The following is a 14,563-nucleotide window of genomic DNA, read 5'->3' as shown; positions in this document are numbered from 1 at the left end:
GACCAGAAGGGCCCCGGAGTGATCCGGGGCCTTTTTCATTTCTGGGTTCGCCGCAGAGTCACCACCACCGGACGGTGGTCCGAGCCCAGGGCCGGGCCGCGCTCGATCTTCACCGCTCGCCATTCGCTGCCGGCGTAGACGTGGTCGATCGGCAGGAACGGGGCGGGAGCGGCCATCACGCGTGAGAACTTGCCGGCCGGCCAAGAGGCCAGGGCGCGGGTCCAGCGACGCAGACCTAGAGCCTTGTCCTGACGCTTCAACGTGAATGACCAGGGCGTGGAATTGAAGTCACCGGTGAGGATCAGGCTCTTGCGATCGAACGGGGCGAGGGCTTGAACCAGCTTGCGTGACTGAGCCTGCTGAGGGCCCGCCGGGATTGGCCAAGTATAGTGTACGCCGGCCACGGTGAAAGCGCCTTTGGCGTCGGCCAGGGTGGCCCAGGCGCCGGAGAGGTAGGGCATTTCCATCGGCACGCCACCACGGGCCAACATCTTCTTGCGCGAGAAGATCCAAGTCTCGCACCGGCCGGCCTTGTCGCATGAGGCGAAGGGGTAGGCTTCCTTCAAGGCCCTGACTACTGGAATGGCGTTGCCACCGGCCTCTTCCATCACAACGACATCCGCGTCCTGCGCCAGGATCCATTCGAGGCTCTGCTCCGGCGTACGGTTTTCGTGCCAGATATTGAACTGCACCACCTTCAGGTCGCTGGCCGCCACGGTCGCCGGCTTGAAGCGCCAGGCGGCCCAAAGGTCGGGCAGCATCAGCACCGCACAAGCGGCCAGGGTCGTCGCGCCGAGCCCGACCATGACCCAGCGCTCGCCGCCGCGCGCGAACAAGGCGCCGAGGATGACCGCGCCAAAGCCCATCATCAGCCACAGCGGCGCGGCGTGAGTGAAGGCGTCCAGGCGGTCGCTGAACGCGCCGCCCAGGCAGGCGATGGCCATGCCGGCGCCGACCAGGCCCAGCATCAGGGCCGTGCCGCGAACGAGAAGACTGAGAAGCTGGACGATCAGGCGCATGAGCCGCCCATAGCACGCCCTCGCGGCGGAGGCAGGGCGATCTATTCGCCGGGGTGATAAAGGAAGCTGATGTTGCGGATTCGCTCGGCGCCGACCTGCAGGCTGCCCGTGAACACGATCCTGAGCGGGCCACCGTTCGGACCGGCAGCCCGAGCCGCCTTGTAGGCGGCGAGGTCCGGGCGGAGCTCCAGGACCACGTCGCCGAGCCGCGGGTCCTTGGCGTGGAACAACACCTGTTTGCCGTCGACACGGTAGCCGCCCGGCTCGAGGCGGAAGTTCACCTTGTGATAGGTCTGGCCCAGTTCGTTTTCGGCCGTCGGGCTGGTGACGTCCTCGAAACTCAGGAAGATGGGGCCGCCCGGGTCCATCAAGTGGCCCGCTTCCCAGGTCCCGAACGCGGCTTGGTCGCGGATGGACAGATCCACCAGCTTCCAGTTCCCAGCCTGCACGGTGGTTTCGGTGAAATAGTAGCCCTCCAGGTTGACCGCCGGGTCGTGCTGAAAGCCGGCGGCGGTGTGTTCCGCAGCGGCCGGGGCGACCGTCGTCGCCACGGTTCTGGTTTCGATCGGTGCGGCGGGCGCGGCTGGCGCGGCGGCTTTTTGCTCGCAGGCGGCGAGCAGCAGCAACGGCGCGAGCGCCGGGATAAGCAAGCGTTTCATGGCGGTCTTCCCCCGAAGAATCTCGTTATCTCGATCATGGAATAATCCCGCCCAGGTTGTCCACCGGGCTCGCCCGACAGCGTGTGTCTTGACGTTCCGGGTTCATCGTGCGCTTGAAGCCCGCCCATGCGCCTTTCCGACTTCGATTTCGACCTTCCCGAGGACCGTATCGCGTTGCGCCCGGCCGAGCCCCGTGACGCCGCGCGCTTACTGGTGGTGCGTGCCGACGCACCGCCCGGTTCCCAATTGGCCGACCATGTCGTCCGCGACCTGCCCGACTTCCTTCGTCCGGGCGACGCCCTGGTCTTCAACGACACCCGGGTGATCCCCGCGCGCCTGTCCGGCCTGCGCGAGGGCCGTACGACCGGCGGCGCCGACGGCACGCCCGTGGCGGTGGAGGCCACTTTGCACCGCCGCGTTTCGCCCAGCCGTTGGAGCGCGTTCATGCGTCCGGGCAAGCGATTGAAGGTCGGCGACCGCGTGGCGTTCGGTTCACGCGACGACCGGGCCTGCGAACTCGACCGCCTGGACGCCACCGTCGCCGAGAAGCACGAAGGCGGCGAGGTGGTCCTGGCCTTCGACCTGTCCGGCCCCGACCTCGACATCGGCATCGCCCGCCACGGCGACATGCCGCTGCCACCCTACATCGCCGCCAAGCGGGGCGAGGACGAGCGCGACCGCGCCGACTACCAGACCGTTTACGCCCGCGAGGACGGCTCGGTCGCCGCCCCGACCGCCGGCCTGCACTTCACGCCCGACCTGCTGGAGCGCCTGAAGGCCAAGGGCGTCTCACTGCATTTCGTGACCCTGCACGTGGGCGCGGGCACCTTCCTGCCGGTCAAGACCGACGAGGTCGCCGAGCACAAGATGCATGCCGAGTTCGGCGAGGTGAGCGCGCAGGTCGCCGACGCCCTGAACGCCGTCCGCGCCGGCGGCGGCCGGATCGTCTGTGTCGGCACCACCAGCCTGCGTCTGCTGGAGAGCGCCACGGGCGAAGACGGGGTCGTACGGCCGTTCGCCACCGAGACCGCCATCTTCATCACGCCCGGCTACCGCTTCCGGGCCGCCGACGTGCTGATGACCAATTTCCACTTGCCCAAGTCGACCCTGTTCATGCTGGTCAGCGCCTTCGCCGGCCAGGCGACGATGCGGGCGGCCTACGAACACGCCATATCGACGGGCTATCGCTTCTATTCCTACGGGGACGGCAGCCTGCTGTTCAAAGACGAGACCTCCTGATGGCCGCCTTTCCCTTCGAGATCAAAGCCACGGACGGCAAGGCCCGCACCGGCGTGCTGAAGACCCCGCGCGGTGACATCCACACACCGGCCTTCATGCCGGTCGGCACCGCCGCGACGGTCAAGGCTCTGACCGTCGATCAGGTCAAGAGCGCCGGCGCCGACATCATCCTGGGCAACACCTACCACCTGATGCTGCGGCCTTCGGCCGAGCGGGTGCATCGCCTCGGCGGCCTCCACAAGTTCATGCGCTGGGACAAGCCGATCCTGACCGACAGCGGCGGCTTCCAGGTCATGTCTCTGTCGGGCATCAGCAAGCTGACCGAAGAGGCCGTGACCTTCTCCAGCCATGTCGACGGCTCCAAGCACGTGCTGACGCCCGAGCGCTCGATCGAGATCCAGGCCGACTTGCTGGGCAGCGACATCGTCATGCAGTTGGACGAGTGCGTGGCCTGGCCGGCCGAGGAGGCGAGGGCGCGCAAAGGCATGGAGCTTTCGGCGCGCTGGGCCCAGCGCTCGAAGAACGCGTTCGGGACCCGCGACAGTCAGGTCCTGTTCGGCATCCAGCAAGGCTCGACGTTCGAAAACCTGCGCCGGGAGTCCTCGGAGCGACTGCGCGAGATCGGCTTCGACGGCTACGCGATCGGCGGCCTGGCGGTCGGCGAGGGTCATGCGGCCATGTGCGAGGTGCTGGACTACGCGCCAGGCCTGCTGCCTGAGGACCGCCCGCGCTACCTGATGGGCGTCGGCAAGCCGATCGACCTGGTGGAGGCCGTGGCGCGCGGCGTCGACATGTTCGACTGCGTCCTGCCCACCCGATCGGGACGCCATGGCCAGGCCTGGACCTGGGACGGGGCGATCAATCTGAAGAACGCCAAGTACGCCGAGGACGACACGCCGCTGGACCCCGACAGCGACTGCCCGGCTAGCCGCGACTATTCGAAGGCCTATCTGCGGCATCTGTTCAAGGCCGAGGAGATCCTGGGCCAGGTGCTGCTGTCCTGGCACAACATCGCCTTCTTCCAGGCCCTGACCGGCGCCATGCGCATGGCGATCGCGGAAGGGCGTTTCGAGCAGTTCCGCCGCGAGTTCGCGGCCCGGCACTTGCCTCAGTAACGGGGTCCTTGAGGCACGGTCGGCGCTTCCTGCTTGTTGATCGGGAAGCGCGGCTTGCGCGGACCATAGGGATCGCGCGGCGGCGGCATGCCGGGATCGACCACCGGCGGTTCGGCCGGCGGCTTGTGTTGGGGCGTGGCCGGCGGATTGCAGCCGCGGGCTTCGCCCAAACCTTTCAGATAGGCCCGACGCACCGCGCCCGAGGCGATGGCGCTCTGCACCAGGCGGTCGTGGCGTTCGGCCCCGGTCAGCTTCCGGACCCAGCCGCGCATCGGGATCATGTCCTGGGCGGCGCTGGCCACCGCGCCCAGGGCCGCCCCGCCGGCCGCCTTGCGGCCCCGGTCCATCAGGTCTTCGTTCTCGCCCGGCGGATTACGGTCGATGTCCTCGCCCAGGGCCACGTCCAGCGGCTGGACCAGGGCGATCAGGGCGTCGCAACTGGCCCTGGCGGGGCGCTGATAAGGATCGTCCATCGCCTCCAGCAACACGCGGGGGATCTTGGTTCGGACGATGTTCACGTCTCGCAGCGGCGCCTGCATGGCCCCGGTGATGCCTTCGCGATTGGCCTCGGAGGTCGATTTGATTCGGCCCTGGTCGATAGGCTGGACGGGCGAATCCTGAGGAGCATTCGCGAGCGTGGAGGCTGGTGCGCCGAGCAACGGCGGCGACGGTTGCTGCCGCGCGGAGGCCGCGCCGGCCAGGGTCGCGCCGCAAAAAGCCGCCAAAAGCAAGGTACCACGCATGACTCACCCTAACCCGCCCACAGCTTAGGCGTCATCCAACGGAAAAACGGCGAAACCATGCTTGCGAGGGGGAAGACCGCCGACTATGGTCCGCGCCGCTTCCACCGGTCCCCGCCGGATCGTGAGCGGGCCGGTAGCTCAGTGGTAGAGCATTCGACTTTTAATCGAATGGTCGTGGGTTCGAACCCCACCCGGCCTACCAACTTTCAATACGCATGACAGAGAAAAGCCCCGTCCAGCTGTCGCTGAACGAGGCCTGGTTCTCTCGTGGAGATTTCTCTCTCAGCGTCCGGTGACGATGCTGGGGCTGAGTTGCTCCATGATCCGTTTCTTCTGCGTTTCGAACTCTTCCTCGGTAATCGCGCCCTTTTCCTTGAGGTCGGCGAACTTGGCCAACTGATCGGCGACATCGTCCGAGCCCGAAGGGCCGGCGGCCTTGTTCAACCGCGCCATCAGCGCGTTGTTGTGCTCGGCGATCCAGCCGGGCATCGCGAAGGCGTCGACGATCAGCCAGATCCCCAGCGCGACCAGGAAAAAGCCGCCGACAAAGGCGGCCAGGGTCGCCCAGCCGAAGATGGTCAGAGCGATCATGCCGATCGCCGACTTGGTCCGACCCATGTAGAATCGGTGACCGCCGACGCCGCCGGTAAAGAACCACAGCAGATAGGCGACACCTGTGGATTTCTTGCTGGATTCGAACAGCATCAGGGCTTGGGTGTCGGCGCTGAGGCCCGACCGGTTCGTACTCATTCTTTCCCCTCCATGCCGCCGATCGGGCGGCTTAGCTTGACCCTAGGGTGAGCTCGTTCAAACGACAAGCACACCGGTCGTTGCCTGGAGGAGAGCCGGTCGCGCCAGTTTTTCTCCCACCCCCACCACCCTTTTCTCGTTTGCCCCATTGTCCAGGTAGGGATTTAAGCGGCTCAGTTTCCACCACGCCCGCGGGACCCTTATCCGTCCCGGCGCGTTCATTTTTGCCTTGAGCTATGTGGCGAGCCCGGATCCTGGACGACGATCAGACGATGACCGCCGACACCGCCGTGCGCCGGTCGTCCGCTCCGCCGCCCCGCCAGCCGGGTAAGCGGCCGCTTTTCCGTAGGCGTTCGGCCATTCCGGGCTTCGGCCTGACCATGGGCGTGACGCTGACGGTGCTGTCGCTGATCGTCTTGATTCCCCTTAGCGCCGTGGTCCTGAAGGCCGCGCACCAATCCCCGGCCGACTTCTGGGCCGTGGCCACGTCGCAACGGTCGATGGCCGCCTATCGCCTGACGTTCGGAGCCGCCTTCGTGGCGGCGGTGATCAACGGGGTGTTCGGCGTGCTGACCGCCTGGGCCCTGGTTCGCTACGACTTTCCGGGCAAGACCATGGTCAACGCCCTGGTCGACTTGCCGTTCGCCCTGCCGACCGCGGTGGCGGGCATCGCCCTGGCGACGCTCTACGCGCCCACCGGCTGGGTCGGGCAGTTCCTGACGCCGCTGGGCATCAAGGCCGCCTACAACCCGGTCGGCGTCACCATCGCCCTGATCTTCATCGGCCTGCCGTTCGTGGTCCGCACCATCGAGCCGGTCCTGCGCGACGCGGCCGAGGACGTCGAGGAAGCCGCCGCCAGCCTGGGCGCCAACCGCATCGACACCATTCTGCGGATCGTTCTGCCGGCGTTGGCCCCAGCTTGGCTGACAGGCTTCGCCATGGCCTTCGCGCGAGGGGTGGGTGAGTACGGCTCGGTGATCTTCATCGCGGGCAACATGCCCTACAAGTCCGAGATCGCGCCGCTGCTGATCATCATCCAGCTGGAGCAGTTCGAATACGCCCGCGCCGCCACGATCGCTGTCGTGATGCTGGCCGTCTCATTCACGATGCTGCTGGTCATCAACGCCATCCAGGCGTGGGCGCGGAGGTTCGACTGATGGCTGCCGTCTCGCACCGTCGCGCCGTTGATGATCCGACTTGGGCCAAGGTTCTGATCGTCGGCGTGGTCATGGCCTTCCTGGCCCTGGTCCTGATCCTGCCGCTGGCGGCCGTGTTCGTCGAAGCCCTGCGCAAGGGGCTCGGTCCGGCGCTCGACGCCGTCAACAATCCCGACGCGCTGGCGGCCGTGAAGCTGACCCTGATCACGGCCGCGATCGCCGTGCCGTTCAACGCGGTGTTCGGCCTCTGCGCGGCCTGGGCGATCGCCAAGTACGAGTTTCGCGGCAAGGCGCTGCTGATCACCCTGATCGACCTGCCATTCTCGGTGTCGCCGGTGGTGGCCGGCCTGATCTACGTGCTGATCTTCGGTTTGCAGGGGTGGTTCGGTGAGTATCTGGTCGACAACGACATCAAGGTCATCTTCGCCGTGCCCGGCATCGTGCTGGCGACCGTCTTCGTGACCTTTCCGTTCGTCGCTCGCGAGCTGATCCCGCTGATGCAGGAGCAGGGGACCAGCGAGGAAGAGGCGGCCGTCTCGATGGGCGCCTCGGGCCTCTACACCTTCTGGCGGGTCACCGCCCCCAACGTGCGCTGGGGCCTGATGTACGGCGTGCTGCTGTGCAACGCCCGCGCCATGGGCGAGTTCGGCGCGGTGTCGGTGGTCAGCGGTCATATCCGCGGCCTGACCAACACCATGCCGCTGCACGTCGAGATCCTCTACAACGAGTACGACTTCGTCGGCGCCTTCGCCGTCGCGGCCCTGCTGTGCCTGCTGGCCGTGGTGACCCTGGTGCTGAAGACGGCGCTCGAGGTCGGCGCACCCGGCATGCGCGGGCGCGGCGGACACTGAACGGACTAAACGGCCCATGACCATCACCATCCGCTCCGTCGAAAAGAAGTTCGGGCGCTATCCGGCGCTGAACAAGGTCGACCTCGAGATCGCCGACGGCGAACTGCTGGCCCTGCTGGGGCCTTCGGGCTCGGGCAAGACGACCCTGCTGCGCACGATCGCCGGCCTGGAATTCCCCGACGCGGGCCAGGTTCTGTTCGACGGCGAGGACGTGACCTTCGCCTCGGCCGCCGCGCGCCGCGTGGGCTTCGTGTTCCAGCAATATGCTCTGTTCAAGCATATGACCGTGGCCAAGAACATCGCGTTCGGTCTCGATGTCCGCAAGGGCAAGGACAAGCCGTCCAAGGTCGAGATCGCCCGGCGGGTCGAGGACCTTCTGAAGCTGGTCGAGCTGGACGGCCTGGGCAAGCGCTACCCCTCGCAGCTCTCGGGGGGGCAGCGCCAGCGCGTGGCTCTGTCGCGGGCCCTGGCGGTGCAGCCCAGCGTGCTGCTGCTGGACGAGCCGTTCGGCGCCCTGGACGCCACGGTCCGCAAATCGCTGCGCCGTGAGTTGCGCCGGGTGCACGACGCCACCGGCGTCACCACTATCTTCGTGACCCACGATCAGGAAGAAGCCCTGGAACTGGCTGATCGCGTGGCCATCCTCAACAAGGGCGAGATCGAGCAGATCGGCACGCCCGACCAGGTGCACGACCAGCCGGAGACGGCCTTCGTCTGCGGCTTCGTCGGCGAGGCCAACTGCTTCGAGGGCCAGGTCAGCGGCGGCCGCTTCAGCGCCGGGCCCCTGGGGCTGCCGGCCTCGGGCGTTCGCGAGGGCTCGGCGACAGCCTATGTCCGGCCGCACGACTTCGTGCTGGACGACGGCGGTTTCGAGGTGCGGGTTGACCGCGCTCACGTGCAGGGAGCCCTGACCACCGTCAACGCCACCGCCGCCGACGGCCGTCACATCGAGATTAGCGCCTCGCGCGCCGAGGCCACTCGTTTCCAAGGCACGGTGAAGATCGCCGCCCGTAAGGCTCACGTTTACGCCGCCTAAGCTTCTATCCGTTAGACCGGTCCCGGACGAACGGCGCTCTGCGTGGGGGCGAGCCCTCTGCTTGCGCTAAAATCGGTACTGACTCGGCGGGAGTTCTAGAGGCCCATGTCCATGGTCGAGCCTTCGGGCGCGGAGCGGCGCGCGCATCCTCGGATGCCGGCGGCGCGCAAGATCTATATCGTGGACGATCCGCGCTCGTGGAAGTGTTCGCTGCTGGACGTCGCCGAGCGCGGCGCCCGCCTGTCGACGGCCGGCATCGCCGCGCCACCGGACAAGTTCGTCTTCGTCGACGCCGGCGGCCGCCGGGTGCACCTGGCCCATGTGGTCTGGCGCTCCGGCAGCGAGGCCGGCGTGCAATTCCTGAAGACCGAGCGTATCGGCCCCCGGGCCGGTGGGGCGGCCGGCGCGCTGGACATCGCTCGACGGTTCGCCGCGACGCTGTCCCCGGAGATCCTGCAGTAGATCTATTATTGCTGTTGTTGCTGCTGCTGATGCAGCTCCTGCTTCAAGGCCGCGTCGGGACGACGACGGCCGCCGGCGAAGCTGGGCCGAGCCATGCGCAGGAATTCCGGCTCAGCCAGGGCGGCGCGGGCTCGGCGGACGGTGACCCCTACAGCCAGTTGGCTCTCGGCGTCGCCCTTGTAGACCCCGCGTGACGGAGTGACGTCGGCATAGTCGCGGCCGACCGCCACGGCCACGTGCCGCTCGCAGGTCATCATGTTGTTGGTCGGGTCCAGGCCGACCCAGCGCAGGCTGGGCAGGAAGACCTCGACCCAGGCGTGGGTGGCGTCGGGATCGGACCGGTCGCCAGCGTCGCGATCGGTGAACAGGTAACCCGAGACGTAACGCGCCGGGATACCCCATGCACGGCACACGGCCAGCATGATATGGGCGAAGTCCTGACAAACCCCGCGTCCCGCGCTCAGCGCCAGGTCGATCGGGCTGTCGGCGTCGGTCACGCCGGGCTGATACTCGAACGCGCGATAGATCGCTTCGGACAGGGCGCGAACCGCGGTCAGTGGATCCTTGCGCTTGAGCGCATCCAGATCGTGCTCGTTGATGAAGGTCCGTAGCGCGTCGGTCGTCTGGACGAACCCATGCGGCCGCAGGAAGTCGAAGCATTCGCCGCGGACGAACTCGCTGCGCAGGCGGTCCCATTCGCCCATGTCCAGCTGCTCGGGTCGCTCTCCGGTCGGCTCGGTCTCGACCGCGGAGCGCGCGATGATGGTCAGCTTGTCGTGTGGCTGGGGGACGTCGAAATGGTAGACGGCGTTGCCGAAACTGTCGGCGTAGGAGAACACCTGGGCGGCCGGCTCCAGATCCAGCTCGAAGCTGACCAGGCGCTGACGGGCGGTCTTTTGGGGCTGCATCCACAGCTCCATCAGGCTTTCCCGGACCGGGCGCTCGTAGTGGTACTGGGTGACGTGGCGGATTTCGAGCAGCACTGTTTTCGTCCTAAGCCGGTAGGCGCATTTCAAGCGGATAGGCCACGAAGGTCTCGTAGATCGCTTCGTGAATGCGCGCGCATTCGTTGACGACGGTGGTCAGCAACGGCCCGGCGCCAATAGCTTCCAGTTCGTCGACGTCGGCGAACTGCAGGCGGGCTTTCAGTCGTCCAGCCAGCCGTTCCGGACCGGCGCGATCGCCGGTCGCGACGCGGCGAGCCAGGGCGGAAAGATGCTGCTCGATCTGTGCGGTGGCAAAACGGATCGAGCGAGGGAAGTCCTCGTCGAAGACCAGGAATTCAAGGATGTGCCGAGGCTCGATCTCGGCGGTGTAGACGCGCAGATAGGGCTCCAGAGCGCAGGCCATACGCAGCACGCTGACCAGCGCGACGTGATCGTCGATCCGGCCATGGACCGGCGACTCCGCGAAACAGACCTCCAGCAGACGCGACAGCAGCTGGGCGCGCTCCATGTAGATGCCCAGCATCATGAACCGCCAGCTTTCGCCGTGGCTCATGGTGGTGTCGGCCGCGCCCTTGAACAGGTGCAGGTCAGCGATGACGTCGTGCAGGAAGGTGTCCGAGCCGTGGGAAAAGTCCTTGGCGGCCTTTGCGTCGGTGACCTTGAGATACAGCAGGTTCAGGCGTTCCCAGGTCTCGGTGGTGATCTGGTCGCGCACCTGGCGGGCGTTTTCGCGGGCGCGGGCCAGGGACGAGACCACCGAGTTGGGATCTCCGCGGTTCAGCACCAGGGCGTGGGCGGCCTCGAACGAGCCGACGTCGGCGCCGTCGGCCGGCTCCCCGACGGCGGCCAGCGCGATCTGCACGGCGTGGGTCCCGGAATCCGTCTGGTCCAGGGTGGCGTTCAGCATGACGCTGGACAGGCGCGAGAGGTGCTCTGCCCGTTCGATATAGCGGCCCAGCCAGTAGAGGCTGTCGGCGACCCGAGCCAACATCATGGGCGGACACTCCCATTGCCGTTGGAGTGACCATTGGAGTGGCCGTTCTCCTCGGCCAGCACCCAGGTGTCCTTTGAACCGCCGCCCTGGCTGGAATTCACCACCAGCGAACCGCGCTTCAGGGCCACGCGCGTCAGGGCGCCGGGCGTGACGATGGTCTTCTCGCCGGACAGGATGAACGGTCGCAGGTCGACGTGGCGCGGCTCGATGCGGCCGTCGACCAGGCAGGGGGCGGTCGACAGCTGGATCGTCGGCTGGGCGATGTAGTTGTCAGGATCGGCCTTGATGGCTTCGGCGAAGTCGTCGCGTTCTTTCTGGCTGGCGTGCGGCCCGACCAGCATGCCGTAGCCGCCGGAGGCGCCGACGGCCTTGACCACGAACTTGTCGAGATTGTCGAGCACGTGACCCAGCTGCCGGGACTCGCGGCAGAGGAAGGTCTCGATATTGGGCAGGATCGCGTCCTCGCCCAGGTAATAGCGGATGATGTCGGGGACGTAGGCGTAGACGGCCTTGTCGTCGGCGACGCCGGTGCCGGGGGCATTGCAGATCACCACATTGCCGGCGCGATAGGCGTTGAACAGGCCCGCCGCGCCCAGCGAAGAGTCCCGCCGGAAGGTGAGGGGGTCGATGAAGTCGTCGTCGACCCGGCGATAGATCACGTCCACCCGACGGATGCCGGTCGTGGTGCGCATGTAGACCATGTTCTCGTGCACCACGAGATCGCGGCCTTCGACCAGCGGCACGCCCATCAGGCGCGCGAGGTAGGCGTGCTCGTAGTAGGCGCTGTTGTAGACGCCGGGCGTCAGCACCACGACCTGAGGATCGCCGCGCCAGTCGGCCGCCATGCTCTTCAGCGTGGCCAGCAGCAGGTCGGGATAGCGCTCGACCGGCCGCACGCCGGCGGCGCGATAGGTGCCGGGGAAAGTCCGCTTGGCCGCGTCGCGGTTGGCCAGCATGTACGAGACGCCGGACGGGACGCGCAGATTGTCTTCCAGCACCGCGAACTGGCCGTCCTGGCAGCGGATCAGGTCGCTGCCGCAGACATTGGCGTAGGCCTTGTGGGGCACGTAGATGTGCTGCATTTCACGCCGGTACGACGGCGCGCCCAGCACCAGTTCGCGCGGCACCACGCCATCCATCAGGATCTGCTGGTCGCCGTAGATGTCGGCCAGGAACAGGTTCAGCGCCTGCAGGCGTTGAGTCAGGCCCGCTTCGATCCGCTTCCATTCGTCGGCGGGAATGATGCGCGGGAAGAGGTCGGTCGGGATGATCCGCTCGGTGGTGTTCTCGGCCCCGTAGACGGTGAAGGTGATGCCTTGCAGCAGGAAGGACCGCTCGAGGGTTCGCTGGCGACCCGCCAGCTCTTCGGCGCCCAAGGTCGACATGCGGGCGTGCAGCGGATCGTAGTGGGACCGGACCTCGCCCTCGGGCGTGAACATCTCGTCGTAGGCGACGCCCGGCAAGTACGCCGCCTCCGTCATCGGCAGGGTCGGGGCATCCACAAGGGTCTGGGTCTTCGCCGCCACGCTTTTTTCCACGTTTCTCTTCGCTTTGGACGCCATGCCGAGGGGGCCGCGCCGTCCCAACTCTAGAACGTCGCGCAGGGCCCGCGCGCCGAATTCGACATTCGCCGCGTAGATGCGCACGGCTGCCTAGCATTTGGGCGCCTTTCGCCCGCTTTGAGAAGCGCCGCTTGCTCTTAGGTCGTTGCAATTCCGGTCGTGACAGAGGCCAAACCCCAGACTACAGCAGGGGCGGGGGCGCTTCGCGCGGGGAACGTGATTTGGTGCTTGGGCGGACTTCCCTGGCGTTGTCAGCGGCGACTCTCCTGACGGCCTCGGCCGCCTGGGCCGATGAGCCGATGGCCCAGATCCAGGGCGTCGAGGACAAGGCTCTGCGCGAGGCCATCCAGCGCGCGCTCACCCAGTCGAAGCATCCCCCTCAAAGCCGCGCGGAGGCCCGTCGCCGGGCCCGCCAAGCTGGCGAGGATTCGATCGCGGTGCTGCGCGCGGAGGGCTATTATGCCTACACCGTCGAGCCCGACGTGCTGGACGGCGAACCACCACGCGCGGTGGTCAAGGTCGTGCCTGGCCCTGTGTTCGTCATCGCCGATCCCCGTATCGACTGGTCCGGCGCGCCGCCGGACGAAGGCGTCCGCCAGCGCGCCGCCGCCGCCATGCGCCTGACGGAGGGCGAACCGGGCCGCGCCGCCGACGTGGTCGGCGCCGAGGGCCGCATCGTCGCCCAAGTGGCCAAGCTGGGCTATGCCGACGCCGCGGCCGAGCCGCGCGAGGTGGTCGTCGATCACGGCGATCACACGGTCCGGCCGGCCTTCAAGATCGCCGCCGGCGAACTGGTCCATCTCGACGGAATCGAATTGGTCACCAAGGGGCGGACCAATTCAGTCTGGGTGAATCACCTGGCGCCCTGGCGCTCGGGTGACGTCTACGACCCGGAGGACGTCGCGGAGCTGGAGCGCCGCCTGCGCGACACCTCCGTCTATGATTCGATCTCCGTCTCGCTGGCCGGGCCCGACAAGGCCACGCCCGAGGGGCTGCGGCCGGTCGTGATCACGCTGTCCGATCGTCGATCGCGGACGATCGAAACCAGCGTCGGCTATTCCACCAGCGAGGGCGGTGGCGTTGATCTGCGGTGGAGCCGCTACAATCGGTTCAAGCGCGCCGACACCACGACCTATGCTCTGAAGTTCGCGAAGCTGGAGCAACGCCTAGGCGGGGAAATCTCGCTGCCGCACTGGCGGAGGCCGCAGCAGACCCTGAAGCTGAACTCCTCGATCTTCCGCAACGACACGGACGCCTACAACGAAACCGGGGCCACGGTCGGGGTCGACCTGACCAAGCGGCGTCAGACGACGGCCTATCGCACCTTCGGCGTGTCGCTGGATATTTCGCAGACCAAGGAGCAGGTCAGCCGCAACGGCCTGGTCGCGGGGCGCAAGCTGAACTTGGCGACCGTCGCGGGCCTGGCGGCCTATGCCTGGGACTTCTCGGACAATATCCTCGATCCCAAACGGGGCTGGCGCCTCGAAGCGCGGGGCGAGCCGACCTATGTCGTCGGGGACACGACCCTGCCGTATCTGAAGCTGACCACCCAGGGTTCGGCCTATCTGCCGTTCGGCAAGCTCGCCAGCACGGTGCTGGCGGCGCGGGTTAAGCTGGGCGCGATCGTCGGCGGAGGCATCCCCGAAGTGCCGGCCTCGCGGCGGTTCTACGCCGGCGGCGGCGGCTCGGTGCGCGGCTACGCCTATCAGGCCATTGGCCCCCGACTGTCAGACAACACGCCCCAAGGCGGTGTTTCGCTGGTCGAGACGTCGTTCGAGCTGCGCCAGAGGGTCACGGATCGCTGGAGCGGAGTCGCCTTCATCGATGCGGGCGCCATCGGCACCGACAAAACGCCGCGGGGCGAGGACTTCCGAGCGGGCGCGGGCTTCGGTGTCCGTTATGACCTGGGCTTTGGCCCCATCCGCGCGGACATCGCCGTGCCGCTGGGCAAGCGGTCGGGCGACCCGGCCTTCCAGATCTATCTCAGCATCGGGCAAAGCTTTTGAGCGGGGAGCACGACAAGCCTGAC

General features: G+C 67.2%; 14 protein-coding genes and 1 tRNA gene. 8 read left to right on the top strand and 7 right to left on the bottom strand.

Going from position 1 to position 14,563, the window contains the following annotated elements:
• Positions 1 to 35 precede the first annotated feature (35 nt).
• Together ASC70_RS17250 and ASC70_RS17245 are read right to left on the bottom strand one after the other, a co-directional pair.
• Positions 36 to 1,019, bottom strand: a complete 984-nt coding sequence (locus ASC70_RS17250; protein WP_056052303.1) for an endonuclease/exonuclease/phosphatase family protein — start codon at positions 1,017 to 1,019, stop codon at positions 36 to 38.
• A gap of 41 nt (positions 1,020 to 1,060) precedes the next feature.
• A complete protein-coding gene (locus ASC70_RS17245) occupies positions 1,061 to 1,678 on the bottom strand; it encodes a hypothetical protein (protein ID WP_056052300.1) in 618 nt (205 codons plus the stop codon).
• Between the two features lie 126 nt (positions 1,679 to 1,804).
• Between ASC70_RS17245 and queA the strand changes: the two genes are divergently transcribed.
• Together queA and tgt are read left to right on the top strand one after the other, a co-directional pair.
• Positions 1,805 to 2,917, top strand: coding sequence for a tRNA preQ1(34) S-adenosylmethionine ribosyltransferase-isomerase QueA (queA, locus tag ASC70_RS17240; RefSeq protein ID WP_056052297.1), 1,113 nt, complete (start codon positions 1,805 to 1,807; stop codon positions 2,915 to 2,917).
• Positions 2,917 to 4,032: a tRNA guanosine(34) transglycosylase Tgt gene (tgt, locus tag ASC70_RS17235; protein ID WP_056052294.1), complete on the top strand. Its 1,116-nt coding sequence runs from the start codon at positions 2,917 to 2,919 to the stop codon at positions 4,030 to 4,032. The genes queA and tgt overlap by 1 nt, the downstream gene beginning before the upstream one ends.
• Here the strand turns inward: tgt and ASC70_RS17230 are convergent.
• Entirely contained in the window at positions 4,026 to 4,775 is a 750-nt protein-coding gene (locus ASC70_RS17230; protein WP_056052291.1) for a hypothetical protein, read from the bottom strand. The two genes, tgt and ASC70_RS17230, sit on opposite strands and share 7 nt — an antisense overlap.
• Before the next feature lie 127 nt (positions 4,776 to 4,902).
• Between ASC70_RS17230 and ASC70_RS17225 the strand changes: the two genes are divergently transcribed.
• A tRNA-Lys gene (locus ASC70_RS17225) sits at positions 4,903 to 4,977 on the top strand.
• A gap of 80 nt (positions 4,978 to 5,057) precedes the next feature.
• Here the strand turns inward: ASC70_RS17225 and ASC70_RS25075 are convergent.
• The gene (locus ASC70_RS25075; RefSeq protein ID WP_235519436.1) at positions 5,058 to 5,525 is read right to left on the bottom strand and encodes an NINE protein; all 468 of its coding nucleotides are present in this window, start codon (positions 5,523 to 5,525) and stop codon (positions 5,058 to 5,060) included.
• Positions 5,526 to 5,797: 272 nt separating this feature from the next.
• Between ASC70_RS25075 and cysT the strand changes: the two genes are divergently transcribed.
• The 4 genes from cysT (at position 5,798) to ASC70_RS17200 (ending at position 9,031) form a co-directional block, all read left to right on the top strand.
• Positions 5,798 to 6,682, top strand: a complete 885-nt coding sequence (cysT, locus tag ASC70_RS17215) for a sulfate ABC transporter permease subunit CysT (protein ID WP_082539805.1) — start codon at positions 5,798 to 5,800, stop codon at positions 6,680 to 6,682.
• Positions 6,682 to 7,533, top strand: coding sequence for a sulfate ABC transporter permease subunit CysW (cysW, locus tag ASC70_RS17210; protein WP_056052289.1), 852 nt, complete (start codon positions 6,682 to 6,684; stop codon positions 7,531 to 7,533). The genes cysT and cysW overlap by 1 nt, the downstream gene beginning before the upstream one ends.
• 16 nt (positions 7,534 to 7,549) lie before the next feature.
• The gene (locus ASC70_RS17205) at positions 7,550 to 8,569 is read left to right on the top strand and encodes a sulfate/molybdate ABC transporter ATP-binding protein (RefSeq protein WP_056052286.1); all 1,020 of its coding nucleotides are present in this window, start codon (positions 7,550 to 7,552) and stop codon (positions 8,567 to 8,569) included.
• A 105-nt stretch (positions 8,570 to 8,674) separates the two neighbouring features.
• On the top strand, positions 8,675 to 9,031 hold the full coding sequence (locus ASC70_RS17200; protein ID WP_047413511.1) for a PilZ domain-containing protein: 357 nt from the start codon (positions 8,675 to 8,677) through the stop codon (positions 9,029 to 9,031).
• A gap of 5 nt (positions 9,032 to 9,036) precedes the next feature.
• Here the strand turns inward: ASC70_RS17200 and ASC70_RS17195 are convergent, their stop codons facing one another.
• The 3 genes from ASC70_RS17195 to ASC70_RS17185 are packed head-to-tail and all read right to left on the bottom strand — an operon-like array spanning position 9,037 to position 12,498.
• Positions 9,037 to 10,014 (bottom strand): transglutaminase family protein, encoded by a 978-nt coding sequence (locus tag ASC70_RS17195; RefSeq protein ID WP_056052283.1) that lies wholly within the window; start codon positions 10,012 to 10,014, stop codon positions 9,037 to 9,039.
• A 10-nt stretch (positions 10,015 to 10,024) separates the two neighbouring features.
• Positions 10,025 to 10,972, bottom strand: a complete 948-nt coding sequence (locus ASC70_RS17190) for an alpha-E domain-containing protein (protein ID WP_047413515.1) — start codon at positions 10,970 to 10,972, stop codon at positions 10,025 to 10,027.
• Entirely contained in the window at positions 10,969 to 12,498 is a 1,530-nt protein-coding gene (locus ASC70_RS17185) for a circularly permuted type 2 ATP-grasp protein (protein ID WP_047413613.1), read from the bottom strand. Before ASC70_RS17185 ends, ASC70_RS17190 begins: the two co-directional genes overlap by 4 nt.
• Positions 12,499 to 12,755: 257 nt before the next feature.
• On the opposite strand from ASC70_RS17185, the gene ASC70_RS17180 reads away from it, so the two are divergent.
• A complete protein-coding gene (locus ASC70_RS17180; protein ID WP_056052280.1) occupies positions 12,756 to 14,540 on the top strand; it encodes an autotransporter assembly complex family protein in 1,785 nt (594 codons plus the stop codon).
• Positions 14,541 to 14,563: the final 23 nt, after the last annotated feature.

It is taken from the genome of Caulobacter sp. Root343 (genome assembly GCF_001425745.1).
Classification (GTDB): Bacteria; Pseudomonadota; Alphaproteobacteria; order Caulobacterales; family Caulobacteraceae; genus Caulobacter.
The sequence above is the reverse complement of the archived record's forward strand: the minus strand, read 5'-3'. Positions and strand labels throughout refer to the sequence as shown.